Below are 24,873 nucleotides of genomic sequence, written 5' to 3' on the forward strand. Positions count from 1 at the left end.
TTATAACTTCTTATATTTCAAGTATTTTCCATAAAAAAATAACAACATCCCTTCTAGAATGTTGTTATCCTTCTATTTTTTCCCTTTAACTTGGTCTGTGGCAACATCTTCGCCAAACCACTTGTTAGAAATCTTTTGGAATTCTCCTTTTTTATAAAGGGTTCTAAATCCTTGATTGATTTTTTTGATCAGTGTCTTATCTGCTTTACGAGCACCTACAGCAAAGCTTTCACCTTCATAACCAGCAGGCATAACATTATACTGATCCAGAACCCCTGATTTTTCTAAGTAGTAATTAGCATACACACGGTCAATCAATAGACCGTCAATACGTCCACTATCAAGGTCAATCAAGGCTTGAGTAAAGGTCGAATATTGGACTGCTTTTTGGTTGGCAACGATATCCTTCAAAATCTTCGGAGAAGCATTGAAAGCATCATAACCGGAAGACCCTGCTTGGGCACCTAAGGTTTTACCTGACATTCCAGCAACAGAATCAATTCCCGAAGACTTTTTGGTTACCAGTACTTGTTCATTGACCATATAAGGTTCCGTGAAGTCCGCAGACTGCTTACGCTCATCCGTGACCGAATAACCATTCCAAATGAGGTCAATTGTCCCATTCTTCAGTTCTGTTTCTTTCATATCCCAGTCAATAGCCTGCCATTCAACATCGATACCATACAATTTAAAGACTGCAGTTGCAAGATCAATATCAAAACCAACATAGCTACCATCCTTTTCCTCATATCCCATAGGAACAAAGGTCGCATCAAAACCAATTTTGATTTTCTTTTCTTTGGTATAGGTTTGCCACTGATCTTTCTGAGTTGCAAAATGTGAGCGCGAGCTACAAGCTGATAGCGCAAACAAAGGCAAAATGACAAGACAGCCAAGCAAAACTGTTTTTACTATTTTTTTCATGGAAAATCCTCACTATTTTGGATTGATAGTGACAATCTCATCGGCGATGTGCTGTGCAAACTGCATATCGTGAGTGATAACAATTTGCGTAATCCCAGTCTCACGATTCTGCAAAATCAATTTCTCCACTTCTTGACGCAACTCAGGGTCAAGAGCTGATGTTGGTTCATCATAGCCGACAATTTTCGGATCAATCATCATAGCACGCGCAAATGCAACACGTTGTTTTTGTCCCCCAGAAAGAGAGTAAGGATAAGCATTTCCGTGAGCTCCAAGGCCTAAACGGTCAAGCAGAGTTTGAGCTTTTTTCTGAGCATCCTCCTTAGACATTCCCATCGTCTTAATTGGCGAAAGCGTTAGATTGTCTAAGACTGTTAAATGTGGAAACAGTTGGAAATCTTGGAAGACAAAACCGAGCAAATTACGACTTTCCATCTGATCCAAAGGAATCTCTTCATTTTCATAAATAATTTGTCCTGAATCAATGGTTTCAAGTCCTGCTAGCATACGCAAGAGAGTCGTTTTACCACCACCAGATGGTCCAACAATAGCTAAGATTTTTCCCTCTTCGACAGTTAGGTTATAGTTATCAAAAATTTTGTGTTGACCAAATTGCTTGGAAATATTTTTTAATTCTAACATAAGGTCTCCTATTTATAATAGTTGAATTTCTTTTCGATGTTTTTCGAAGCCACAGTCACAACACCCACAAGGATAAGATAAATAGCTCCGGCCACAAACATCGGTGCTAAGGTCGCATCACGGTTCGCAGCGGTACGACTTTCCAAAAGAAGGTCTCCAACCCCAAGAACATAAACCAATGATGAATCCTTAACCAAGTTAATAATCTCGTTAAAGATACTTGGCAAGACAATCTTGACTACCTGAGGAAGGATAATGTAGCGGATGGTTTGGAAAGGACTAAGTTTAAGCATTTTTGCTGCTTCGTATTGTCCTTTCGGAATAGCCAAGATTCCTCCACGGAAAATCTCTGCGAAATAAGCTGCATAATTAAGCGTAAAAGCAAGAATAGCAGCTGGTAGACGATCGAAGACAATCCCAACACTTGGAAGAACGTAATAAACGAAGATCAATTGTAAAAGGAGAGGCGTTCCACGCATAATCCAAACGTAAAGGGTTAATAACCAATTTAAAGGTTTGAATTTAATCTGCATTAAGAAAGCAAGTACAATCCCTAATGGAATCGACAGTACGATAACAATGAAAAATACTTGAAGTGTGACTACCGCACCGTTCAAAAGGGCTGGTAATACTTCCAAAACGTATGACATATAAACTCCTATAATTATTTAGTATTATTGAATATTATACCAATTTTTTTGAAAAAATGATATAAGATTTTGAAAATAGTAAAAAGGAGTGTGACTAGACCCAATTTTCAAAATGAGTTCATAATCACACTCCTGGGAGACTTAAATAGTCTGTCCTGAGAAACAAACAATACTTAAGTCTAGCATCCCTAAAGCTTATTTTAGATTTTCTTAACAAATTCAGATTTAAGTTTCATAGCGCCAAAACCATCAATCTTACAATCAATGTTATGGTCACCTTCAACCAAACGAATATTTTTAACACGTGTGCCTTGTTTAATATCTTTTGGCGCACCTTTCACTTTCAAATCTTTAATAACTGTAACAGTATCACCGTCAGCAAGACGTGTTCCATTGCTATCAAGAACCACAAGTCCTTCTTCTTCTGCAACTTCGTTTGGATCCCACTCATAGGCACATTCAGGACATACAAGCAAGATTCCATCTTCATAAACATACTCTGAGTTACATTTTGGACAATTTGGTAATGACATAATTCTCTCCTAAGATTGTGATATAGATACTATTCTACTTTAGATTTCCCAATTAAGCAAGGGTAAAAAGGATAAAAACAAACAACATCCCTTACATTGTAAGAGATGTTGGTATTTTTATTCAACAGTAACTGATTTAGCCAAGTTACGTGGTTTATCGACGTCGAGTCCACGATGGAGTGTCGCAAAATAAGCAATCAATTGTGTCGGTACAACCATTGAAATTGGTGACAAGTAAGGGTGGACATTATTAAGAACGATGTCATCACCTTCTTTAGCAACATTTTCCTCAGCAATAGTCAACACTTTAGCACCACGAGCAGCTACCTCTTGAATATTACCACGAGTGTGGCTAGCAAGAACAGCGTCAGACAAGAGCGCAATAACAGGTGTACCATCTTCGATCAAAGCAATCGTTCCGTGTTTCAACTCACCTGCTGCAAAACCTTCACATTGGATATATGAGATTTCTTTCAATTTAAGACTGGCTTCCATAGCAACATAGTAATCTTGACCACGACCAATATAGAAAGCGTTACGTGTTTCTGCAAGAAGAGCTGCTACTTTCTCGTCAATAACTTCTTTTTCAGAGAGTGTTGATTCGATAGATTGTGCTACAAGTGACAATTCATGTACCAAGTCGAAAGCTTTAGCTTTTTCATTACCATTAGCTTCACCGACTGCTTTAGCCAAGAAGGCAAGAGCTGCAATCTGAGCGGTGTAAGCTTTAGTAGAAGCTACGGCAATTTCTGGTCCAGCATGAAGAAGCATTGTGTGGTCAGCTTCACGAGAAAGGGTAGATCCCGGAACGTTTGTCACTGTCAAACTTGGAATACCCAACTCGTTAGCTTTAACAAGAACCTGACGGCTATCTGCTGTTTCACCTGATTGACTAATAAAGACAAAGAGAGGTTTCTTGCTAAGGAGTGGCATACCATAACCCCATTCAGAAGAAATACCAAGTTCAACTGGTGTATCTGTTAATTCTTCAAGCATCTTCTTAGAAGCAAAACCAGCATGATATGATGTTCCTGCCGCAAGGATATAGATACGATCAGCCTCTTGAACAGCCTTGATAATATCAGCATCTACAGTCACTTGTCCCTTGTCATCTGTGTAGGCTTGGATAAGCTTACGCATCACTGTTGGTTGCTCATCGATTTCTTTGAGCATGTAGTAAGGGTATGTGCCTTTACCAATATCAGAAAGGTCAAGTTCAGCTGTATAGCTATCACGTTCTTTAACAGTACCATCATAATCTTGGACTTCGACACTATCAGCTTTCACGATAACTAACTCTTGATCGTGAATTTCCATGTATTGATTAGTTTCGCGAATCATAGCCATGGCATCTGAGCAGACCATGTTATAGCCATCACCAAGACCAATCAAAAGTGGTGATTTGTTTTTTGCCACGTAAATTGTTGAGGCATCTTCAGAATCCATGAGAGCGAAGGCATATGATCCACGGATAATGTGAAGAGCTTTCTTGAATGCTTCAAGAGTTGACAAACCATCTTCTTCAACAAATTTTCCAATCAAGTGAACTGCAATTTCAGTATCGGTTTGACCTTTGAAATGATGACCAGAAAGGTATTCTTCCTTAATTTCAAGATAGTTTTCAATAACACCATTGTGAACCAAAACAAAACGTTCTGTTTCTGAGCGGTGTGGGTGAGCATTATCCTCTGTTGGTTTACCGTGAGTTGCCCAACGAGTATGTCCGATACCTGCAGTACCTTCTACTCCTTCAGTTTTAGCAGCAAGTTCCGCAATACGGCCAACAGCCTTAACCAATTGACTAGATGCTTCGCCAGCTACAAAGATACCAGCCGAATCATAACCACGGTATTCTAGCTTTTCAAGTCCTTGAATCAAGATATCAGTTGCATTTGTGTTACCTACAACACCAACAATTCCACACATATTTTCAATAATAACCTCAGATCAAAGAGGTCATGTCTCCTTCATTTAAAATTGGTATAGTCAATAAGCTCTTTAAAAAGCTTAACGAGGACAGTATATTCGATATATTTGACATTGTCAAGCATAAAAATTGGTATAGTCCTAAAAAGACCTTTTACTCGCCTCTTATCCTAAGGAATAATCCTTAAAATATGCTATAATAAGGCTATGCGAATTCAACAATTACATTATATTATCAAAATCGTCGAAACCGGCTCAATGAATGAAGCTGCAAAACAACTTTTCATTACGCAACCAAGTCTTTCAAATGCTGTTCGTGATTTGGAAAGAGAAATGGGAATTGATATCTTTATCCGTAACCCCAAGGGAATCACTTTAACCAAGGATGGAGTTGAATTTCTCTCTTATGCACGTCAGGTAGTGGAACAAACGAATCTCTTGGAAGAACGCTACAAGAGTCACACAGAAACACGTGAATTGTTTAGTGTTTCCTCTCAACACTACGCTTTTGTTGTCAATGCCTTCGTTTCACTTCTCAAGAGAGCTGATATGACACGTTACGAGCTCTTCTTACGCGAAACACGTACTTATGAAATCATTGAGGACGTTAAGAACTTCCGTTCAGAGATCGGTGTTCTCTTCCTTAACAGCTATAATCGAGATGTCTTGACTAAGATGTTTGATGACAACCGCCTCACATATACCAGTCTCTTCAAAGCTAGACCCCATATCTTTGTCAGCAAGTCAAACCCATTGGCTAAGCATGAAGTTGTCTCTTTGGAAGATTTAGAAGAATTTCCATACCTTAGCTATGATCAGGGGATTCATAATTCCTTCTACTATTCTGAAGAGATTCTCTCTCAGATTCCCCATAAAAAGTCTATCGTGGTTTCAGACCGAGCGACACTCTTCAACCTATTAATCGGTTTGGATGGTTACACCATTGCTACAGGTATTTTAAATAGTAATTTGAATGGTGATAACATTGTCTCTATCCCACTTGGTATTGATGATGAAATTGATATTGTTTACTTGAAGCATGAAAAGGCAACCCTCTCTAAAATGGGAGAAAAATTCCTTGATAACCTCGTTAAAGAAGTCACTTTTGACAACTAATAGATGTTAGTCCCCAGCACATAATGTTGGGGACTTTTTATCGCCAAAACTATCCAATTCAAAGCACAAAAAAGAGCCTTTCGACTCTCATCATTATTTATAATTTTTATAGCTTGCCCAAGCTTCATCTATAGATAAGGTATCAGCATCTGTATATGAGCCTCTATAGCTGTTCCAAACAAGGCCACTTGTTGAACCAGTTGCTTGGGTAACTGGAGCTTGATCATAGGCAGTCAAACCATAGTATGCAATAATGCTATTTAATTTAGAAGCGTAAAGACTATCTGTAGCATAAGTCCCTGTCAGTGCCTGAGTGGCATCTGCATAACTACTTGTATTTGATTTCCAAGTACCTGCATAAGTAGATGACGTCATCAAAGCAGCATAATCTGCTAGGGAATCACTCAGACTTCCATAAGAACGGAAGGCTTCATCAATCTCATAAGTCTTTCCTGTACCGTCATCTTCCCAAGTACGCATAGTAACGGAGTTTCCATTATAAGAGCCCTTAATCCCAAAGAAGTTGTAATAAGGAGCTTGACTCAGACCTGACTGCCCAGAATTCGATTCAAGAATAGCTTGAGCAATTAGAACAGAAGCATAGATATTATAGTCTTGACCAATTTGTCTCGCAGTTTCACCGATATTACCTATAAAAGCAGTAGTCGTTTGGTTATAAGCAGCTTCAGCTTTAGCGTTGACACTGTTATCATTTTTTCTATCGGTTGTAAAAGCTAAGACTAAAAATAATGAACAAATAAAAGCTCCCACAATAAAAATCAAATACTTCTTTAAATGACGATACATACAACCCTTCCCTCATAAAAATTTCAATTATAATATTTTAATACTATTCTATCAGAAATAACACCACTTAGCAAGTTATAGGGATAGTTTCCCCTCAAAACTATCCCTAACAACACCTTTACATATCCTAAATAATAAGATACAATATGGGTAATTTTTAAGGAGATGAAAAATGAAAATCAAATCATTCTTACCTGGTATAAGTATTGCAATACTTATTTCGCTTGTAGCCTGGACTCTTGGAGTCTTATTTCCTATTATTGGAGGACCTGTCATTGGTCTTTTCATTGGCCTCTTATTTGGCATTGTAGTGGCAGACTCTGAAAAGCTCAAAACTGGGATGCAGTTTACATCAAAAAAAGTATTACAATACGCTGTTATTCTTCTAGGATTTGGGCTAAACCTTTCTCAAGTTTTCCAAGTTGGCTTAACCTCACTTCCTATCATTTTAGCCACTATTGCTACGGCACTCGTTACTGCTTACTTCATCCAAAAGCTATTTAGGTTAGATAGCGAAATTACTACTTTAGTAGGGGTTGGTTCTTCAATCTGTGGAGGTTCTGCTATTGCTGCAACTGCACCTGTAATCAAGGCAAAAGATGAATCTATTGCAACAGCAATCTCGGTAATTTTCTTTTTTAACATCTTAGCGGCTTTAATCTTTCCTCACTTGGGATCTTGGTTGGGACTTAGTAATCAAGGCTTTGCCATATTTGCTGGAACAGCTGTCAACGATACTTCTTCTGTAACTGCTACAGCTAGTTCTTGGGATAGCTTACATGGAACATCTATCCTAGAGCAAGCAACAATTGTTAAATTAACTCGAACACTTGCTATCATCCCTATAACTCTTGGTCTATCTGTATGGCAGTCACGAAAAGATAATACAAAGGAAGCATTCTCGCTAAGCAAAGCAGTGCCTAACTTTATCCTTTGGTTCCTTTTGGCCTCACTGATTACAACTGTTGCAATGTCACTCGGTGTAACACCTGCCGTCTTTTCACCATTAAAAGACCTTTCAAAATTTATGATTATTATGGCAATGACAGCTATCGGTTTCCAAACAAATCTCAAAAAACTAATCACTAAAGGAGGCTCAGCACTTCTAGTGGGAGGAGTCTGTTGGTTATTAATTAGTCTTGCTTCTCTTCTCATGCAAAAGATATTAGGACTTTGGTAAAAGACATCTAAAAAACTCACAATCTGGCTAAGACTGTGAGTTTTTATTATAGAATCATTTTTTATACTCAAAGACATAGGTTTGGATAACCTTATCCCCATCGTTTGTTACTTTCAAATCAACATTGTAGCTCTTAGTTTCACCGCTAATATCCTGAACCTTATAATCACCATCTTTTTTTACCGAAGAGGTAGTCTGTCCTGAATAATGCTTAACTTCAAGACCTGAAGCTCTATCTAGAGAAAAATTAATGAGCCCGTTTAAAGAATATAGCCCATACAAAATAAGACATAAAAAGCTCAGCGACACAAGGCTCACCAAATAATATTTAACAAAATCCCCCAATTTCAACCCCTGCTTACTCACTTAGTTATTATCTTCCTTTAACTTAACATTCTTTTTATTAGAGTATTTTCAAATTTTATTTTACACACATTTGGGTATTTTGTCAAATTATTTGATATTTAAAATAGAATCTAATTTTTCTATATACTAAAAGCCGTTAGTCATCTAACGGCAATTTTTTATTTCTGAAATAACGTATTCAAGACGGCTATAGAGACCAAGTAATAAGTCGTAACTTCGATTTTCATTTTCTTTCAAAACAGTGAAAACTGTTGTACTATAGGTAAATTCAAAGAAGTCATCTAATTCCTTGAGCCAGTCATCAATAACCCCTAAATTTTGATCAATGATTGCAAACAAACTTGGCTGATACCAGATTGTACCTTCGATATAAAGGTTTTTGTCAGATAATTTAGATAGGGATACTTTCAAGTCAGCAAGCTCTCTTTTAGCAAGATTTGGTTCAATCTTTAAATCAAAAAGCAAGCGTGCATCATGATTTAGAATATCGAGTTCTGCTTGAAGCAGTTGAATATAATGTATCGCTACTAAATACTGGTTCATGGGTCTCTCCTGATCATCTGAAAATCGTACTATTATTGTACCACTAAAGAATGAAAAAATGTAGTAATTATTTAATTTTTTACAGGATTTTTTTAGAAAAAATACGATGCTTTAAATTTCTGTTTAAAACTAATGACACTAACAATTTTCTAAGAGTTTAAGAAATGAAAGATTTTTTTAAAAAAAGAAAAACACTCACGAATGAGTGCATTTCTAGTATTAATGGCTAACCATTTCTTGTGCAATTTCAAAGCCACTAAGTTTTCCAGGATAGTAAGTAGGCCAATTATCCATTTCTTTTAGAATCTCATCTTGGCTACTATTTCCAAAGAAAATATGGAAATGTGCTGAACTTGTTGGATCTATTTGATGATCTGAAAATTGGACATACTGGTAAGGGTTATCTGCTGCTTGACTGTCAGTTGCTGTAAAGAGATAACGGACACCTTTTTTACCAGAAGTATAGGTCAAAATCTTATAACCATCATAACGATAAGTGTGTGTCACACTGCTTCCATCAGTCTTAGTGAAAGTCATGGTCATCTTTTTACCATCAATAGCAATTTTAGAAACATCTGTTTGATAGCCCTTAGTGTAGTATTCTTTATACTCTTGTGCTGTTTTATCCTTATTCAATAGAGATTTGTATTCAAATACTTGATCTAAAGTACCATCTTGAAGATAAGGATAAACCGATTGCCACTCACCAGACCAATCCGAAAGTTCTCTATCTTTAACATCTTTGTCATCGAAGTAACCATTTTGAACCGTTTTCTTGTCATCACTTCCCGTTTCAGGTTGGATAGCTTTACCTTCAACGTCCGTTGTTAAACGAAGATTTTTTAGGTTCTCAGTCATAACACTGACATAGTCTTCACCTTTTTTCAACTGTTCCTTAGTTAGTGATTCAATTGGATTTAAAACCGCTGTCTTAACTCCTACTTCGTTAGCTAAGGTTTTAGCAACACTACTTGAAGCATTTTCCTCAAAATAGATATAGTTAATATCATATTCTTTGACATACTTAGAAAGGCTAGCGATACGTTTTGCAGAAGGGTCGGACTCAGCTGAAACACCTAAAATTGGTACCTGTGTCAAACCGTAATCTAAGGCAAGGTAGGCAAAAGCTGCGTGCTGAGTAACAAAACTTTTCTGTTTTGCTTGACTAAAGGCTTCAGTATACTCCTTATCCAAAGTCTTTAATTTTTTAAGGTATTTCTCGGCATTGGTTGTAAAGACTGCTTTTTTATCTGGATGCTGAGCAATCAAACCGTCTCTAATAGTTTCAACTAATTTTTGAGAACGTTTAGGTGAGAGCCAAACATGGGGATCATATTCGTGGTGATGTTCTTCTCCACCATGATCATGATCTTCTTCCTCTGTTCCAGGTAAAAGAACCATGCCTTGACTTGCCTTAATGACTTTTGTATTTTTTGTGTTGATAGACTTTTCAACTTTTGGAACCCAGGTTTCCATATTTTCATTTAGGTAGACAAAAGTGTCTGCTTTTTCAATGTCAGCGACATTCTTAGTAGATGGTTGGAAATCGTGGGCTTCACTTCCAGCAGGAATGAGATAAGACACCTCTCCCTCATCTCCTACAACCTGCTTGGTAAATTCATAAACAGGGTAAAAGCTCGTCACAACTTTCAAATCACCATTTCCTTTTGAACCGTGGTGACTAGTCGTATAATAAATACCTGCACCAGCAGCTAAAACAACTGCTGCTAATCCTGCTAGGCCAAAAATGCGTTTCTTTTTCATGATATTCCTTTCAAAATACTTAACCAGTTAATAGTTTACTGGTTAAGTATACCACACTTCATTTATTTTGCAAGTCCTAAAATAAAAAAATTGAAATATTTCGACGAGAAAGAATTATTTGATATACTGGAAATATCATTTGGAAAGTAGGTTATACATGTTTCGAAAATTAATCCTATATCTTTTTTTATTGCTTTCAGCCATAGGCCTGACTTATGATACGCAATCATACACTTCAGGCGCTTTGTCTGGTTCGGCATACGGTATTATTGGACTATCAACACTGATTGCCTTATGTTATATCGTACCAGGAATATTTCTGATTCTGTACTTAGGCAAGAGATGGCAGGTGAAACCACTTGTTCTCATATTTGCTCTAATTGGTGGAGTCTTTATCACAGGATGGATAGCTGGTTATGCCAATACCATTTCTCACGACTGGGTGACTGCCCATCTTTCTTCAAAGAGCTTCTTCTACCGCTTTGAGGATGCCCTTATGGCTCCCCTAGTTGAAGAACCCCTAAAACTGGCAGCTTTTCTCTTTGCTATCTATATGGTACCAACGAAAAGTTACAAGGGGATCTTGCTTGTTGCTATTACGGCAGGTCTTGGCTTCCAGATTAGTGAAGACTTCTCCTATATTCTTTCAGATTTGCCTGATGGTTTTTCTTATACGATTTCAGGTATTCTTGGACGAACTATTGGTGCCGTATCGTCTCACTGGCTTTACACATCCTTCCTTGCTATGGGACTAGTCCTTATATGGCGTTCCCGTCAAAAACTCATTAATTCTAAATACAGTCTTATTGGTATACTTTATGCTTGCGGTGCTTTTGCTGCACACTTTGCTTGGAATTCACCTCTTCGAAATTTAGAAAGCGATTTGCCATGGGCATCAGGCCTTCTCATTTCACTCAATCTTTTCTTCTTTATTACGCTTTATCAGCTCCTCTCGAAACTGGATAAAGAAAACAAGTAATGTTTACAATACTAAAAAACCTTTCCAATTTTATGGAAAGGCTTTTTTGATGGCTTTAATCACTCATAGAAAAACGATTGGTCATCAAATTACTTGCATCATCTAAGACTTTTGCCAATAGATTATCTGTTTCTGACTGAATCTTATCACTAATTTTTTGATTTTCAGCTTCAAAATCAATACTCTCACCATTTGCTAAAGCAGTATCTACATGATTAATCATAGCATGGCCAAGAGCCATAGTTGTTTCTACATAAGCATCCAAATCAGCTTCATGCTGTTGGAAATGAGGATCACAGATAGCGGCAATCAAGCGATTACTCCAGTAGAAATTACCTGTATCCACTTTATCAGTTGTTTGACGGAAATAAGCAGGTGTTGTTCCGACTTGAGTCCAGAATGGCACCATTGTACCAAATGGCATTGATCCATAGGCTAACCACTGAATTCCTGTCGTTTCTGATGGTTTGTTAGGACGCATTTGCAAGAGTGCTGTTTGACTAGTACGGTTGATACCGATTGGACGGAATTGGCGTTGACTCACCGCATCTCCTTGAGGTCCATAAGGATCGTAAGGTGTATCTTGGTAATGAAGACTCAAGACATATTTAACATCTTCAACTGTAATTTTGCGGTATGGTTTTTGACACCATGGAATAAAGAATGATTTTGGATCATAATCTTTTTCTGGGTTCAAGAATTTCTGCATTGCCCAGGCACGTGGTGTATTATAATGACGATCCTTATCTCGTTGGCTACCAAAAGCATAACGTGGATTAAAGTGTTCATTAGAATAAGTCAAATCCAAGTGATGTTTATTAATAAAATCTCGAATGTCTGGTGAGGCTAAATAGTCGTCTGGATTTTCAAACTCATAGTGATCGATGCCAAGTTGGTTTGGGTTAGTAACATAGGCATCGTCTGGAACACGTCTTGCAATCCAATGGTGACCACCTATGGTCTCTAGCCACCAAATTTCTTCAGTATCTGAGAAAGCAATACCATTAGATTCGTAAGTTCCGTAAGTTTCAAGAAGTTTCCCCAAACGAAGGACACCTTCACGTGCCGTCTTGATATATGGCAAGACCAAAGTCAACATATCCTCTTCTCCAAAACCATCTTTAACAAGAGGATCAGCACCAAGTACACGCGCATTGGTGGTGATTGTTTCTGTTGCACTCATGGCAACATTAGCTGAGTTAATACCAGCTTCACCCCAGATACCGTCTTTACCAAGTGCATCTGGAACAGAAGTATAACGTAGAGGATTATCTGGCAAATCAATTGAAAAATTGCTAAGCACAGAGTGGTAGTGATGTGGTTGGTCTTCTGGGGTTACGACGAGAAATTCTTTAGGCGTAAAAACGCCTGATTGAGAATCCTCAGTACGTGCAATCATGGTAGAGCCGTCATATGAGGCTTTCTTACCTACTAAAATCGTTGTACAAGCCATAAAAGCTTCCTTTCTACTTACAAATCGTCCGCAATCTTATTGATTTTTCTGAGACGATGGTTAACACCACTCTTGGTCAGAGGAGGTTCTATACTATCTGCGATCTGCTGGATAGAGTAATCTGGGTTGGCAATACGGAGTTGAGCAATTTGGCGCAGCTCCACAGGTAAAATCTCCAAGCCAACCGTATCCATAATCTTGATAATATTATTAATTGTTTTCATACTAGCACTAATCGTTCTAGCAATATTAGCTGTTTCCGCATTATTGGCACGATTCAGATCATTTCTGGTCTCTCGCATAATTTTGACCTCTTCGAAGGTATCCTTAGAGTTCATTGCACCAATAACAAGTAGGAAGTCCATAATATCCTCAGCTTTTTGAAGATAGGTCACAAAACCATTTTTATGACTCAAAACCTTGGCATCGAGCATAAATTTTTTCATGAGAGAAGCCAAGTCCTCTGCGTGGTCTTGGTAAACGGAAAAAATCTCTAATTGATAACGGCCTTTTTCAGGATCACGAACTGTTCCAGTGGCCAAAAAAGCACCTCGTAAATAGGATCTTCCAGCTTCGTCATCTTCCATTACTGATGTTTCAATGCCTGTTTCAAAGCCAAAGAAAGAATCCGCCAATTGTAAATCGGACAAAATATCATTGACATGGTCAGCTACAAAAACCGTGTAAACACGATTTTTCTTGAGATTAGTCTTGTTGTGATGTCTCAATTCAGGATTACTCTGATAACGACTTTCCATTAATTGGTAGATATGTCTCGCAATCTTTGCATTTTCTGTTGAGATGGAAAGAGTCAATCCTTGGTTGGTCAATCCAACAGAACCAGACATCTTAATCAATGCCGACAATTCAGCCTTGTCTTTGCTTGAAGCTGCAATTATCTCTTCTTTAACCTTAATTGTGAAACTCATGACTTATTCCTCACTAGATGCATGAGCTCATCCACTACCAAGTCACCATGGTGGAAGGCACCACCATTTTCAAGTCGCAAAAAATTAGAAGACACAACTGTTTTTGCTTCACGACGTAAGCCCTCAAAATCATGCTCAACTTGAACAAGGTATTCATCAAATTTATTACTTGCCATGTATTCCTTAGGCACTTTCTTGATATTAACTAAGACATTGTCAATCACATCGGAGCCAAGATGACGATTAAGAACAGCCACATGGTCGGCATCTGAGAATTGCTCAGTTTCTCCGTACTGCGTCATAATATTACAAATGTATGTGACATCAGCCTTGGTCTCAATAAGAGCCTGACGAATCTCTGGTATCACCAGGTTGGGCAAAATCGATGTATAGAGAGACCCAGGACCTAAAACAATCATATCACTATTCATAATAGCATCAACAACCTTACGACTGGCCTTAGGCTCTTCATCATTATAGGTATTGGTCACATAAACGCGCTCAATCATGCCATCGTACTGGGCAATACTACTCTCACCTGCTACTTCATGACCATCTTGAAAAATGGCATGAAGCGTCAAGGCAGTCTCACTGGCAGGATAAATCTTACCTGTGATGTGGAAAAACTTCGTCAGAAGCTGCATGGCATTATAGGTAGATCCCTGCATTTCAGAAATTCCAGCGATGATTAGATTTCCGAGTGGATGACCGGCCAAAGCGCCATCGGTTTTATCAAAACGATATTGGAAAACTCTTTCATAAAGTTTAGGCATATCACTCATAGCTACCAAAACATTACGCAAATCCCCTGGAGGTGTCAGTTGCATGATATCACGCAAATCTCCTGAAGAACCGCCATCATCAGCTACAGTTACCACAGCAGTGATATCAACATCCTTATGGCGTAAACTACGAAGAATGACTGGAATACCAGTTCCCCCACCTATTACTGTAATTCTTGGTTTTTTCATGAACGATTCACCGTCTCCTTACGTCGATCCTTATCACGATGTGTTTCATTGACTGTCCAATCATTTTTTAGATCTTGGGCTAGACGATGTGCAAAAGCTACACTACGGTGTTGACCACCTGTACACCCAACAGCAATAGTAAGAACAGACTTACCTTCTTTTTTGTAGCCAGGTAAGATTGGTTTAATAAGCTGTTTCAAATGATTGTAAAAGTCTTCTGATTCTGTATGCTTCATGACGTAATCAAAAACCTCTTTATCCAAACCTGTGAGGTTACGAAGGGCAGGATCATAATAAGGGTTTGGCAAAAAACGGACATCAAAAACCAGATCTGCATCCAATGGCAGTCCATATTTAAAACCAAAACTCAAAACTTCAATACGGAAAGAAGATTGGTCTTGCTCAGATGAAAACTGTTCAGAAATAGCCTTACGAAGTTGACGCGGAGTCAATTCTGTCGTATCAACTACGTTTTGACTTAAACTCTTAAGCGGTGACAAAAGCTCACGCTCTAACTTGATGCCATCCAAAACACGGCCATCTGCCGCCAGTGGGTGACTACGACGTGTCTCTTTGTAACGAGAAACCAATTCACCATCCGTAGCGTCCAAGAAAAGAATCTTGAAATTAAGTTCCTCATTGCTCTCCAATTTATCCAAAATATCGTTGATTTCATCGAAGAACAAGCGACTTCGCATATCAACGACAAGAGCAATCTTATCTGTCTCTTCACTATGTTTTACCAATTCGATAACCTTTGGTACCAAAGAAGGTGGCATATTATCAATAGTGAAGTATCCAATATCCTCAAAGGATTGAATCGCTACAGTCTTACCTGCCCCGCTCATCCCTGTTACAACAACTAAATTAATTTTTTTCGTTCCCATGAGACTCCCTTTCTAGTCTTTCTTCTTTCAAGACACGAATATCGTCTGACATTTTTTCAACTTGTTGGCTAACCCCCATAATCATTTCTGTCTGCAATTTTTGAATTGTCAAAAGATCTGATTGGTCTTGTTGCACCAAGTGATCAATTTTTTCATGTAAAAGTCGGATTTCTTCCTTTGATTGTTTATTGACGTTATAGTCATTTCGTGCTTGCAATCGATCGTAATCCGATGCCCGATTCTGACTCATCATAATCAATGGTGCCTGAACGGCAGCTAGAGTGGACAAGGCCAAATTCAACAGAATAAAAGGATACTTATCAAAGGCAATCCCAAAGGGTTGAACAACATTCAGCCCCATCCAAATAGCCATAAAAGCAACAAATGACAAGATAAAAGTCCAAGATCCACCAAATCGGGCCACTTCATCCGCCACTTTTTGACCAAAAGTAATTCGACTATCCAATTGTTCCTGGACATCCTGGTCCTCGTAGAGCAAACTCTTGGTCACATCATGAACTGTTTCACGCACGTGCTCATTTTTCTCATTAGCATTTGCGATAATCTCGTCGAGAAAAACTAACCTATAATCCAAAAGGCTAATATTACTAATGAAATCATGTCCTTGTAAATCAGGATAATCTTTTTTCAAAAGCACCTGCAAACGACTATTTAGTCGTTCGAAATAGGAGCCATCGGTTTCATCGAACCACTCTTTAGAGATATAATCCTGAACTCTCTTAACCTGCATATTTTCGCCTTCTTTCTAGGCTCTATTATACCATATTGAAAGCTTAAACGTTCAATAGATAAAGGAAAAGAGTCCAAGACTAACCTCAGACTCCTCATTATTGGGACAATTAATTTAACATCTTCTTATTGGTAATTCAAAGTCCAGTAGTAAGTACCATCACCTGCGACAACACAAGCCACTGCAGCTTGAGTAGCATCTGGACTCATGAGAAGTTCACGAATACCACTGCTCAACCATTTATTTGCAACAACTGAACCATCAGATTCACGACGGTAAACAATACCGTCACTGTTGTAAGTATGTGAAATATCTTTGGCGTGTGGAAGAGTTGTGCTATTGTAAAGATCATCAGACCATGTAAGCGCTGGTAAACCGGCAGCTGTACGTTGAGCATTGATTTCATTAAAGGCAGCCTTAGCTGAATCAACTTCAACATAATCAGAGTTTTCAGTTGGTTCTACATGATAAATAAATTTAACATATCCAAATTCAACATCACTATATTTTTTGTCGTCAACACCGCTCTTGAGATTAGCTGTAATAACATAGTCACGTGCCCAAGCACTGCCCTTAGAAGCGTTGAAGTTGTCAACATCTTCAATTTCCCAAGTTACATTACAATCCCAGCCAGCATTGTCTATGAATTTTGGAGCAAGATTATTAATGACATAGTCTTTGAATTCATCAACATTTTGGAATGGAAGAGCTTCTCCCGCTTTACCAGTACCAACTACATTTTCAGAATACAACTTAACACTTGATGCGTTGTCATCGTACATGTATTCGTCGTTTCCTGCTGGTTTATGGAAATCTGGATCAAGCTCAGGGTCATCATTGGCAGTACCATTGTAGAGTTTCCACTTGCCATCAACCCATTTGTAGTAACCATCGATACCACGCGCATTTTCCTCATCAGTCATAGCGACACGGTAGTAATACGTACCGTTGTCATCTACAAATCGTGGGTCTGAGTGCATGCGATAATCTGTTGGTGGCAATGTTGGTTTTGGCAACTTATCATAGTCAATGTTTGTTTCAGGCGCATATGGTGGTTTTTCAAGTTCAGGAGCTTCAGAACTTGTTTCTGATGTTGAACCTGTCTCTGAAGTTGCTGTTGAAGAAGATTCAGAAGTTACAGTCGAACTTGAGTTACCAGTTGAAGCCGCTTCTGAAGTTGAAGCTACAGTTGACGCTGCTTCTGAACTTGCTGATGAAGTTGAGTCAATAGTTGAAGCTACTTCTGAGCTTGCTGATGACGTTGAAGCTACAGTTGACGCTACTTCTGAACTTGCTGATGAAGTTGAGTCAACAGTTGAAGCTACTTCTGAGCTTGAAGACGAAGTTGAATCTACAGTTGACGCTACCTCTGAACTTGCAGACGAAGTTGAATCTACAGTTGAGGTTAGCTCTGAACTTGCTGATGAAGTTGAATCCACAGTTGACGCTACTTCTGAACTTGCTGATGACGTTGAATCTACAGTTGAAGTTGTTGGAGCTTCAGAATCTGTGCTTGAAGCCTTAACAAGTACCCACTTACCATTTGAATAATAGTAGTAATCGCCATTATCTTTCAAATAATAGTGAGTACCATTTTCGTAACGGTAGTGAGGGTCATTTCTCAAAACCTCATAACCTGTCGTTGGTGTATTGTTAGAACCACTATTGTTGTTATTATAGTCACCACCACGAACCCAGCGTCCGTTATAGTTAACATAGTAGCTACCATCACTCAAGATGTAGTACAAGTAACCATTGCTATAGCGGTAAGTACCTGATTCGTTGTAGTTGTTGTAACCAGGATTATAGTTGTTATAGCCATAATTATAGTTATAATTATAGCCATAGTTATAGTTTGAATAGTAATTATTGTAACCGTAGTTATAGCCATAATTGTAATTATAGCCTGGATAATAACCATTGTATCCGTAGTTATAACTATAGTTTGGATAATAGTTGTTATTCCATGGATTATAAGAATAGTTATTATAGTAACCTCGGCCATAATAACTATCGGCCTGTGCATGATCATTACCAACTACCGTTGGTGCTAATATTGCTGCCCCTAAAACAGCGCACGAAAATAGACGTAAACTTTTTCTCATTGTCTTTATCCCCTTTTTTAAAAACAAATATACCTTTTATAAGCAAGCGCTTACGCTTCTGTTTATACTTTAATTGTAGGAGATAATACTTCTATTGTCAAATTATTTTAATAATAGAAGTTTCTAAGAACAGACCAATAAAAAACTAACAATGACCTTACTTTTACTTGTAAAAAATAATTGATCAGCTTTCTTTTACACCCTAAAGACAGGTGTTTTAACAAAATAAAAAAGCCCTTAACATAAGGACTTTTAGCATGATATTAACGATTATCAATATTTTCTGGGTAAAGATCGTGATTAAAAAGACGTTGCTCTGCCATCTTTTCATACTTAGTTTCTGGACGGCCATAATTATAATAAGGGTCAATAGAAATACCACCACGAGGTGTAAATTTACCCCAAACTTCTAAGTAACGAGGGTTCAAAAGCTCCACCAAATCTTTACCAATGGTATTAATACAGTTTTCATGGAAATCTCCGTGATTACGGTAACTAAAGAGGTAAAGCTTTAGAGATTTAGACTCAACGCAGAGCTGGTCTGGAATATAAGAAATATAGATACTTGCAAAATCAGGTTGGCCAGTAATAGGACAAAGTGACGTAAATTCTGGACAGTTGAATTTGATAAAGTAATCATTATCAGTGTGACGATTATCAAAAGACTCCAAGACTTGTGGAGAGTATTCAAAAATATAAGGTGTCTCCTTATTACCAAGGAGAGTGAGGTTTTTCATTTCTTCTTGTTGTGACATTTTTCTTCCTTCGTTATTAATTTTTCTAGACCTTTATATAGTCGATTTTTAATCTAAATTTCTAATCTTAATCATCAAAAAAGTCAAAATACTATCAATTCTAATCTTATAGACTGTGAAGATTAGACACCACGCTCATTATCATAGAGTAGGGTATGAAGCTGAGGGAGGACACGCACATTCCCCCACGAATTATCAGCAGCTACAGTCTCCCACAGTTCTTTTAGGCGATCTAATTGATGTTGGACAATATTACCCTCTGCTTTAGGTTCAGGATTACCAGCTGAAAGAAACATGACATCTGGCTGATAACGTTCCTGAATCATTTTAGCAAAGGCTAAATCTGCATCATCGAAAACAGGAACCTTGAAGGTAACTTTATCAGGATCAAGCTGAGAAACAATAAAGTCAAGGGTTTCCATATTGACTTCCATCTTGGATGATGGTGGTTTAGGACTTAAGGTTACTTGGTCAATATCCTTTAGCCACTCCTGCCAGCGAGAACCCTGTGTTTCAACGGCCAGGGTTACGCCTCTTGCCTTGAGTTTTGAAACGAGTTCAGCCATATTAGCCGCTAGCAGAGCTGGGTTTCCTCCTGATAGAGTAACATAGTCGTAAGTTCCTAGAGCATCCAAAGCTTCAATGACTTCGTCAGCTGTCATACGAGTTGGTTTCTCTGAACCATCCCAAGTGAAGGCAGAATCACACCAATCACAGTGGTAATCACATCCTGCGGTCCTTACAAACATGGTTTTTTGACCAATTGCTCGCCCTTCCCCTTGAAAGGTTGGTCCAAAAATTTCAAGTACTGGCAGTTTGAGTACACGTTCTCTAGTCATCCAACCACTCCCGTCTAAACTCTGCAAAGGCTGTTGGTGTTTCATAAAGGCGTACATATTCCAAACGAAGCCCTCTCTCCTCTGGCAGATGTTGACTCGTCATCTGGAAAATCCAGAAAACCATATTTTCCGCAGTTGTGTTCATATAAGGCAGAGTCTCATTGAGATAACGGTGATCCAGATGAGGTTCCAAATGATCCTTGTAAATGCTCTTAAGGTCACCAAAATCATAGGTCATGCCACGCTCATCCAAGTAACCACTCACTGCTATTTGAAGATGGTAGGTATGACCATGAAGCGATTTGCATTTGCCTTCATAATGAAAGAGATGGTGGGCAGCATCAAAAGTAAACTCTTTAGAAACCATTGTACGGTGAGAATTGTAAACCAAAGACTCACCTGTTTCTTTTTTGATTTCTTTCGGTGCAAAGAACATTAAGCTTCTCCTCTTTCTGCTAGATATTTTTCAAGTCCTTTTTGACGCAAATGGCAGGCAGGACATTCCCCACAACCAGTCCCAATAATACCGTTATAACAAGTCAGCGTTTTTTCACGAACGTAGTCGAAAGCTCCAAGTTGGTCAGCCAAAGCCCAAGTCTCAGCCTTATCTAACCACATGAGAGGAGTTTGGATAACGAAATCATAGGCCATGGCAAGATTAAGTGTAACATTAAGCGATTTGACAAAAACATCACGACAGTCTGGATAACCGGAAAAGTCTGTCTCACAAACTCCCGTAACAATGTCAGTGATACCACGTTGCTTAGCCAGAACAGCTGCAAAAGAAAGGAAGAGATGATTACGGCCATCTACAAAGGTATTAGGAACTTCTCCTTCTTCTGCCTCAATCTCAATATCAGATGTTAGGGCATTTTCAGTAATTTGACCAAGCAAAGACATATCCAAAACATGGTGTTTGAGGCCTTGTTCTTGTGCAATCTCTTTAGCTACTTCAATTTCCAAGCTATGGCGTTGTCCGTAAGCAAAAGTAACTAATTCAACTGTTTCATAATGTTTTAGAGCCCAAAAAAGGCAGGTAGTAGAATCTTGACCGCCACTAAAGACGACCAAAGCTGATTGACGTTTCATAATATTCCTCTTTATTCGTGACGTTTGAGACACATAAAAAGGCTCCTTGAGGGAGCCAAAAAAAAACGCCAGTAATGGTTTTTTTTAGCGATGGTGTCTCCCAAACATCGAAAATGATTTATCTTTAATAGTTTATCATAGTTGAGAAAAAAAGAAAAGAGCCAAGGCTCCCTTCCTTAATCAATCTCAGCGATAACTTCGATTTCAATTTTAACATCTTTTGGCAAACGAGCCACTTCTACTGCAGAACGTGCTGGGAAATCAGATGTAAAGGCAGTTGCATACACTTCGTTAAATGGAACGAAATCGTTAATGTCACTTAGGAAGCAAGTTGTTTTGACAACGTGGTCAAAGTCTGTACCAGCTTCTGCCAAAATAGCCCCAACATTTTTAAGAACTTGTTCTGTTTGTTCTTGAATTGTTTCGCCAATGATTTCACCTGTTTCTGGTGACAATGGTACTTGACCAGAAGCGAACAAAAGATTGCCAACGATTTTACCTTGAACATAAGGTCCGATTGCTGCTGGTGCTTTATCAGTATGAATAGTTTTTGCCATGATAGTTCTCCTTTGAGTAATATGTTGCTATTATAACAAAATATTCTGAAAATTGAAACATATAATTCCAAAAAGAAAAGAATCAGCACTAGGCTAATCCTTCTCCTACTATTTCAGATACTTTTTGACATAGCTATAGTAGTCTGGTTTTTCTTTTTTATTAAGTGCAAAGAGCATTTGACCCTTAATAGGTTCTTTCTCATCATTTGGTTGTAGAAAAAGAGCAACCTCTTTGGATTTAGTAGGGAAAAATACCGTATAAGACGTCTCTTTCCCCTGATCTATTACTTTTAGCGAATAATAGGTAAAGTCATCTTTAGACTTGGGACCATCCACTGTATAGTTATAATTCTGCTCACCAATCTTGACCTTATCTTTCTTGAAGGCAATCGTATAATCCTTCTTTAAGGCATCTTGTGCCTGCCATTCACCCTCTAGTGAGGGTGCAGGCTTGCTACAAGCTACCATCGAAACCATACAAAGTAAGGCCAAAAGACCAAGAAACCATCTTTTCATACTTTTGCACTCCTAGAGAATTTTACTTATGGTTTGATACGGTGCAACATACGTGGGAATGGAATAGCTTCACGAATGTGTTTTGTGCCAGCTACGAAAGTAACCATACGTTCAATACCGATACCAAAACCACCATGTGGTACTGAACCATATTTACGAAGGTCAAGGTAGAATTCGTATTCTGAACGGTCCATTCCGAGTTCATCCATTTTTGCTACAAGGGCATCGTAATCATCTTCACGCATTGAACCACCGATGATTTCACCATAACCTTCTGGAGCCAAAAGGTCTGCACAAAGAACGCGCTCTGGATTACCAGGAACAGGTTTCATGTAGAAGGCCTTAAAGCTTGCTGGGTAATTAACGACGAATGTTGGAACACCAAAATAGTTTGAAATCCAAGTTTCGTGCGGTGAACCGAAGTCATCCCCATGTTCGAGGTGCTCGTAATCTGTATCTTCATCATTTTCATGTGCTTGAAGAAGGTCGATAGCTTCATCATAAGACACGCGCTTGAATGGCTCAGCAATGTATTTCTTAAGAAGATCCACATCACGTTCAAGGATATCAAGAGCTTGTGGCGCACGATCAATCACACCTTGAATAAGTGCTTTAACATAAGCTTCTTGCAAGTCAAGTGACTCATCATGTGTCAGGAATGAATACTCAGCATCCATCATCCAGAACTCAGTCAAGTGACGACGTGTTTTTGATTTTTCAGCACGGAAAACAGGACCAAAGTCAAAGACACGACCAAGAGCCATTGCACCAGCTTCAAGGTAAAGCTGACCAGATTGGCTTAGGTAAGCAGGAGTACCAAAGTAATCTGTTTCAAACAATTCTGTTGAATCTTCAGCAGCATTTCCTGACAAAATTGGACTATCAAATTTGATGAAACCATTTTTATCAAAGAATTCGTATGTTGCGTAAATAATCGCATTACGAATTTGTTGGACAGCCATTTGTTTACGTGAACGCAACCAAAGGTGACGATTATCCATCAAGAAGTCAGTTCCGTGTTCTTTTGGTGTGATTGGGTAATCATGTGATTCACCGATGACTTCTACTGCTGTCACATCCAACTCGTAACCAAATTTTGAACGTTCGTCTTCTTTAACCACACCAGTCACATAAACTGATGTTTCTTGGCTAAGGCGTTTAACAGTATCAAATTTTTCAGTACCTTCTTCTTCACCATATTTTTCGATGAAGTTAGGCTTGAAAGCCACAGCTTGGAAGAAGGCAGTCCCGTCACGCAATTGAAGAAAGGCCAATTTTCCTTTACCTGATTTGTTAGCTACCCATGCACCGATAGTGATTTCCTCACCCACATGTTTAGGCACATCAATAATTGAAACTAATTGTTTAGACATGTAATTACTTCTCTTTTCTTTTAATCTATATTAATTCTATTTTTCCATAAAGGCTTTGATTCGGCGGACTGCTTCTTTCAAAGTATCCAAGTCTGTTGCATAGCTAAGACGAATATTTTCAGGTGCGCCGAATCCTGCACCTGTTACCAAAGCCACTTCAGCCTCTTCAAGAATAGCATTTGTAAAATCATTGATATCTGTATAACCCTTGATTTCCATCGCTTTTTTAACATTAGGGAAGAGGTAAAAGGCACCTTGAGGTTTGATGACTTCAAAACCAGGTACTTCAGCTAGGAGTGGATAAATTGTATTCAAACGTTCTTCAAAGGCCTGACGCATTTCTTCGATAGAAGACTGATCACCAGTTAATGCTTCAATAGCAGCGTATTGAGAAACTGCTGTAAGATTTGATGTTGTTTGGCTAATAATCTTCGCCATTCCTGAAATAATTTCTGGATCTCCTACAGCAAATCCCACGCGCCAACCTGTCATAGCATAGGTCTTGGAAACACCATTAATCACAATTGTTTGCTTACGAATTGCATCTGAAAGACTAGAAATGGGTGTGAAAGTGTTGCCATTATAGACCAAACGGCCATAGATATCATCTGCTAAAATCAAAATATCGTGCTCAACCGCCCAGTCACCGATTGCTTGCAATTCTTCCTTGCTGTAAATCATTCCTGTTGGATTTGATGGAGAATTAAGCAAGACAACCTTAGTTTTTTCAGTTCGAGCAGCTTCAAGCTGTTCAACCGTTGCTTTAAAGTGATTAGCTTCAGTCGTTTGGAAAGTAACCGGAACACCCTCAACCATTTTAACTTGGTCTACGTAAGAAACCCAGCAAGGTGTTGGAATAATGACTTCATCACCAGGATTAATGACCGTAGCAAAGAAAGCATATAAGATAAACTTAGCACCAGTGCCGACAACAACCTCATTTGGTTTCACAGCATAACCATAGAAATTTTCCATGTAAGTGCTGATCGCATCCTTGAGTTCCGGAAGTCCAGAAGCCACGGTATAAAAACTTGCTTTACCATTTTCAATAGAAGCAATGGCCGCATCTTGAATGTTCTTAGGTGTTACAAAATCTGGTTCACCAAGTGTCAAACTCAAAATATCACGTCCTTGAGCTTTAAGAGCTTTAGCACGCGCACTGGCAGCTAAAGTGACACTTTCTTCCATTTGTAATACACGATTTGATAATTTTGTCAT

Annotated in this window: 26 protein-coding genes; 3 read left to right on the forward strand and 23 right to left on the reverse strand. The window is 38.5% G+C overall.

The window, feature by feature from the left end; genetic code table 11:
• Positions 1-72: 72 nt before the first annotated feature.
• The 5 genes from ACWPVZ_RS07875 to glmS all read right to left on the reverse strand — a co-directional run bounded on the left by ACWPVZ_RS07875 (position 73) and on the right by glmS (position 4,675).
• Positions 73-924 carry an amino acid ABC transporter substrate-binding protein gene (locus ACWPVZ_RS07875; protein WP_145516822.1) on the reverse strand — a complete coding sequence of 284 codons (852 nt, stop codon included), beginning with the start codon at positions 922-924 and terminating at the stop codon, positions 73-75.
• Positions 925-936: 12 nt separating this feature from the next.
• A complete protein-coding gene (locus ACWPVZ_RS07880; RefSeq protein ID WP_087009873.1) occupies positions 937-1,566 on the reverse strand; it encodes an amino acid ABC transporter ATP-binding protein in 630 nt (209 codons plus the stop codon).
• Positions 1,567-1,574: 8 nt separating this feature from the next.
• Entirely contained in the window at positions 1,575-2,216 is a 642-nt protein-coding gene (locus ACWPVZ_RS07885; RefSeq protein ID WP_014634576.1) for an amino acid ABC transporter permease, read from the reverse strand.
• A 200-nt stretch (positions 2,217-2,416) separates the two neighbouring features.
• On the reverse strand, positions 2,417-2,749 hold the full coding sequence (locus ACWPVZ_RS07890) for a zinc ribbon domain-containing protein YjdM (protein ID WP_002891088.1): 333 nt from the start codon (positions 2,747-2,749) through the stop codon (positions 2,417-2,419).
• 117 nt (positions 2,750-2,866) lie between these two features.
• Positions 2,867-4,675 (reverse strand): glutamine--fructose-6-phosphate transaminase (isomerizing), encoded by a 1,809-nt coding sequence (gene glmS, locus ACWPVZ_RS07895; RefSeq protein WP_060972995.1) that lies wholly within the window; start codon positions 4,673-4,675, stop codon positions 2,867-2,869.
• 207 nt (positions 4,676-4,882) lie between these two features.
• Here glmS and ACWPVZ_RS07900 point away from each other — a divergent pair, with 207 nt between their 5' ends.
• Positions 4,883-5,791 (forward strand): LysR family transcriptional regulator, encoded by a 909-nt coding sequence (locus ACWPVZ_RS07900; RefSeq protein WP_004182422.1) that lies wholly within the window; start codon positions 4,883-4,885, stop codon positions 5,789-5,791.
• 93 nt (positions 5,792-5,884) lie between these two features.
• On the opposite strand, the gene ACWPVZ_RS07905 is transcribed toward ACWPVZ_RS07900, so the two are convergent.
• Entirely contained in the window at positions 5,885-6,598 is a 714-nt protein-coding gene (locus tag ACWPVZ_RS07905; RefSeq protein WP_454381768.1) for a glucosaminidase domain-containing protein, read from the reverse strand.
• Positions 6,599-6,770: 172 nt separating this feature from the next.
• Between ACWPVZ_RS07905 and ACWPVZ_RS07910 the strand changes: the two genes are divergently transcribed.
• On the forward strand, positions 6,771-7,778 hold the full coding sequence (locus tag ACWPVZ_RS07910) for a YeiH family protein (protein WP_454381769.1): 1,008 nt from the start codon (positions 6,771-6,773) through the stop codon (positions 7,776-7,778).
• Positions 7,779-7,832: 54 nt separating this feature from the next.
• On the opposite strand, the gene ACWPVZ_RS07915 is transcribed toward ACWPVZ_RS07910, so the two are convergent.
• The 3 genes from ACWPVZ_RS07915 to ACWPVZ_RS07925 form a co-directional block, all read right to left on the reverse strand.
• A complete protein-coding gene (locus ACWPVZ_RS07915) occupies positions 7,833-8,144 on the reverse strand; it encodes a hypothetical protein (protein WP_195413583.1) in 312 nt (103 codons plus the stop codon).
• 144 nt (positions 8,145-8,288) lie between these two features.
• Positions 8,289-8,687 (reverse strand): hypothetical protein, encoded by a 399-nt coding sequence (locus tag ACWPVZ_RS07920; protein ID WP_004182418.1) that lies wholly within the window; start codon positions 8,685-8,687, stop codon positions 8,289-8,291.
• 219 nt (positions 8,688-8,906) lie between these two features.
• Positions 8,907-10,451, reverse strand: a complete 1,545-nt coding sequence (locus ACWPVZ_RS07925) for a zinc ABC transporter substrate-binding protein AdcA (protein WP_347100034.1) — start codon at positions 10,449-10,451, stop codon at positions 8,907-8,909.
• 157 nt (positions 10,452-10,608) lie between these two features.
• Between ACWPVZ_RS07925 and ACWPVZ_RS07930 the strand changes: the two genes are divergently transcribed.
• The gene (locus tag ACWPVZ_RS07930; protein ID WP_073686288.1) at positions 10,609-11,430 is read left to right on the forward strand and encodes a PrsW family intramembrane metalloprotease; all 822 of its coding nucleotides are present in this window, start codon (positions 10,609-10,611) and stop codon (positions 11,428-11,430) included.
• A gap of 55 nt (positions 11,431-11,485) precedes the next feature.
• Here ACWPVZ_RS07930 and ACWPVZ_RS07935 read toward each other — a convergent pair whose 3' ends face one another.
• From ACWPVZ_RS07935 to ACWPVZ_RS08000, 14 genes are all read right to left on the reverse strand, one after another.
• On the reverse strand, positions 11,486-12,883 hold the full coding sequence (locus ACWPVZ_RS07935; RefSeq protein WP_454381770.1) for a C69 family dipeptidase: 1,398 nt from the start codon (positions 12,881-12,883) through the stop codon (positions 11,486-11,488).
• A gap of 17 nt (positions 12,884-12,900) precedes the next feature.
• Positions 12,901-13,812 (reverse strand): DNA-binding protein WhiA, encoded by a 912-nt coding sequence (gene whiA / locus ACWPVZ_RS07940; protein WP_004182012.1) that lies wholly within the window; start codon positions 13,810-13,812, stop codon positions 12,901-12,903.
• The gene (locus ACWPVZ_RS07945) at positions 13,809-14,783 is read right to left on the reverse strand and encodes a YvcK family protein (RefSeq protein WP_145516815.1); all 975 of its coding nucleotides are present in this window, start codon (positions 14,781-14,783) and stop codon (positions 13,809-13,811) included. Before ACWPVZ_RS07945 ends, whiA begins: the two co-directional genes overlap by 4 nt.
• Positions 14,780-15,670 (reverse strand): RNase adapter RapZ, encoded by an 891-nt coding sequence (gene rapZ, locus ACWPVZ_RS07950; protein WP_060971235.1) that lies wholly within the window; start codon positions 15,668-15,670, stop codon positions 14,780-14,782. The genes ACWPVZ_RS07945 and rapZ overlap by 4 nt, the downstream gene beginning before the upstream one ends.
• A complete protein-coding gene (locus ACWPVZ_RS07955; protein WP_037600718.1) occupies positions 15,651-16,421 on the reverse strand; it encodes a DUF1003 domain-containing protein in 771 nt (256 codons plus the stop codon). Before ACWPVZ_RS07955 ends, rapZ begins: the two co-directional genes overlap by 20 nt.
• Positions 16,422-16,546: 125 nt before the next feature.
• Positions 16,547-18,526: a CAP domain-containing protein gene (locus ACWPVZ_RS07960; protein ID WP_454381771.1), complete on the reverse strand. Its 1,980-nt coding sequence runs from the start codon at positions 18,524-18,526 to the stop codon at positions 16,547-16,549.
• A 263-nt stretch (positions 18,527-18,789) separates the two neighbouring features.
• On the reverse strand, positions 18,790-19,281 hold the full coding sequence (gene queF / locus ACWPVZ_RS07965) for a preQ(1) synthase (protein ID WP_003097375.1): 492 nt from the start codon (positions 19,279-19,281) through the stop codon (positions 18,790-18,792).
• A gap of 122 nt (positions 19,282-19,403) precedes the next feature.
• Positions 19,404-20,120: a 7-carboxy-7-deazaguanine synthase QueE gene (queE, locus tag ACWPVZ_RS07970; RefSeq protein WP_454381772.1), complete on the reverse strand. Its 717-nt coding sequence runs from the start codon at positions 20,118-20,120 to the stop codon at positions 19,404-19,406.
• Positions 20,113-20,556: a 6-carboxytetrahydropterin synthase QueD gene (queD, locus tag ACWPVZ_RS07975; RefSeq protein WP_022496684.1), complete on the reverse strand. Its 444-nt coding sequence runs from the start codon at positions 20,554-20,556 to the stop codon at positions 20,113-20,115. The genes queE and queD overlap by 8 nt, the downstream gene beginning before the upstream one ends.
• On the reverse strand, positions 20,556-21,209 hold the full coding sequence (gene queC / locus ACWPVZ_RS07980; protein ID WP_004182407.1) for a 7-cyano-7-deazaguanine synthase QueC: 654 nt from the start codon (positions 21,207-21,209) through the stop codon (positions 20,556-20,558). Before queC ends, queD begins: the two co-directional genes overlap by 1 nt.
• Positions 21,210-21,385: 176 nt before the next feature.
• Positions 21,386-21,766 carry a RidA family protein gene (locus ACWPVZ_RS07985; RefSeq protein WP_002891112.1) on the reverse strand — a complete coding sequence of 127 codons (381 nt, stop codon included), beginning with the start codon at positions 21,764-21,766 and terminating at the stop codon, positions 21,386-21,388.
• A gap of 108 nt (positions 21,767-21,874) precedes the next feature.
• Positions 21,875-22,282 carry a hypothetical protein gene (locus ACWPVZ_RS07990; protein WP_201709711.1) on the reverse strand — a complete coding sequence of 136 codons (408 nt, stop codon included), beginning with the start codon at positions 22,280-22,282 and terminating at the stop codon, positions 21,875-21,877.
• A 26-nt stretch (positions 22,283-22,308) separates the two neighbouring features.
• Positions 22,309-23,655: an asparagine--tRNA ligase gene (asnS, locus tag ACWPVZ_RS07995; protein ID WP_107373141.1), complete on the reverse strand. Its 1,347-nt coding sequence runs from the start codon at positions 23,653-23,655 to the stop codon at positions 22,309-22,311.
• Between the two features lie 36 nt (positions 23,656-23,691).
• On the reverse strand, positions 23,692-24,873 hold the full coding sequence (locus ACWPVZ_RS08000) for a pyridoxal phosphate-dependent aminotransferase (protein ID WP_201709710.1): 1,182 nt from the start codon (positions 24,871-24,873) through the stop codon (positions 23,692-23,694).

It is taken from the genome of Streptococcus sp. Marseille-Q6379 (assembly GCF_965119505.1).

What these genes read in the sequence shown, in the direction of transcription:
- queF (WP_003097375.1), bottom strand. Translation starts at nt 19,281, where the DNA reads ATGTCACAACAAGAAGAAATGAAAAACCTCACTCTCCTTGGTAATAAG.
- ACWPVZ_RS07900 (WP_004182422.1), top strand. Translation starts at nt 4,883, where the DNA reads ATGCGAATTCAACAATTACATTATATTATCAAAATCGTCGAAACCGGC.
- ACWPVZ_RS07920 (WP_004182418.1), bottom strand. Translation starts at nt 8,687, where the DNA reads ATGAACCAGTATTTAGTAGCGATACATTATATTCAACTGCTTCAAGCA.
- ACWPVZ_RS07990 (WP_201709711.1), bottom strand. Translation starts at nt 22,282, where the DNA reads ATGAAAAGATGGTTTCTTGGTCTTTTGGCCTTACTTTGTATGGTTTCG.
- rapZ (WP_060971235.1), bottom strand. Translation starts at nt 15,670, where the DNA reads ATGGGAACGAAAAAAATTAATTTAGTTGTTGTAACAGGGATGAGCGGG.
- ACWPVZ_RS07875 (WP_145516822.1), bottom strand. Translation starts at nt 924, where the DNA reads ATGAAAAAAATAGTAAAAACAGTTTTGCTTGGCTGTCTTGTCATTTTG.
- ACWPVZ_RS07885 (WP_014634576.1), bottom strand. Translation starts at nt 2,216, where the DNA reads ATGTCATACGTTTTGGAAGTATTACCAGCCCTTTTGAACGGTGCGGTA.
- ACWPVZ_RS07905 (WP_454381768.1), bottom strand. Translation starts at nt 6,598, where the DNA reads ATGTATCGTCATTTAAAGAAGTATTTGATTTTTATTGTGGGAGCTTTT.
- queD (WP_022496684.1), bottom strand. Translation starts at nt 20,556, where the DNA reads ATGTTCTTTGCACCGAAAGAAATCAAAAAAGAAACAGGTGAGTCTTTG.
- ACWPVZ_RS07985 (WP_002891112.1), bottom strand. Translation starts at nt 21,766, where the DNA reads ATGGCAAAAACTATTCATACTGATAAAGCACCAGCAGCAATCGGACCT.
- queE (WP_454381772.1), bottom strand. Translation starts at nt 20,120, where the DNA reads ATGACTAGAGAACGTGTACTCAAACTGCCAGTACTTGAAATTTTTGGA.
- ACWPVZ_RS07935 (WP_454381770.1), bottom strand. Translation starts at nt 12,883, where the DNA reads ATGGCTTGTACAACGATTTTAGTAGGTAAGAAAGCCTCATATGACGGC.
- ACWPVZ_RS08000 (WP_201709710.1), bottom strand. Translation starts at nt 24,873, where the DNA reads ATGACAAAATTATCAAATCGTGTATTACAAATGGAAGAAAGTGTCACT.
- ACWPVZ_RS07925 (WP_347100034.1), bottom strand. Translation starts at nt 10,451, where the DNA reads ATGAAAAAGAAACGCATTTTTGGCCTAGCAGGATTAGCAGCAGTTGTT.
- ACWPVZ_RS07955 (WP_037600718.1), bottom strand. Translation starts at nt 16,421, where the DNA reads ATGCAGGTTAAGAGAGTTCAGGATTATATCTCTAAAGAGTGGTTCGAT.
- asnS (WP_107373141.1), bottom strand. Translation starts at nt 23,655, where the DNA reads ATGTCTAAACAATTAGTTTCAATTATTGATGTGCCTAAACATGTGGGT.
- ACWPVZ_RS07880 (WP_087009873.1), bottom strand. Translation starts at nt 1,566, where the DNA reads ATGTTAGAATTAAAAAATATTTCCAAGCAATTTGGTCAACACAAAATT.
- queC (WP_004182407.1), bottom strand. Translation starts at nt 21,209, where the DNA reads ATGAAACGTCAATCAGCTTTGGTCGTCTTTAGTGGCGGTCAAGATTCT.
- ACWPVZ_RS07910 (WP_454381769.1), top strand. Translation starts at nt 6,771, where the DNA reads ATGAAAATCAAATCATTCTTACCTGGTATAAGTATTGCAATACTTATT.
- ACWPVZ_RS07960 (WP_454381771.1), bottom strand. Translation starts at nt 18,526, where the DNA reads ATGAGAAAAAGTTTACGTCTATTTTCGTGCGCTGTTTTAGGGGCAGCA.
- ACWPVZ_RS07930 (WP_073686288.1), top strand. Translation starts at nt 10,609, where the DNA reads ATGTTTCGAAAATTAATCCTATATCTTTTTTTATTGCTTTCAGCCATA.
- ACWPVZ_RS07890 (WP_002891088.1), bottom strand. Translation starts at nt 2,749, where the DNA reads ATGTCATTACCAAATTGTCCAAAATGTAACTCAGAGTATGTTTATGAA.
- whiA (WP_004182012.1), bottom strand. Translation starts at nt 13,812, where the DNA reads ATGAGTTTCACAATTAAGGTTAAAGAAGAGATAATTGCAGCTTCAAGC.
- ACWPVZ_RS07945 (WP_145516815.1), bottom strand. Translation starts at nt 14,783, where the DNA reads ATGAAAAAACCAAGAATTACAGTAATAGGTGGGGGAACTGGTATTCCA.
- glmS (WP_060972995.1), bottom strand. Translation starts at nt 4,675, where the DNA reads ATGTGTGGAATTGTTGGTGTTGTAGGTAACACAAATGCAACTGATATC.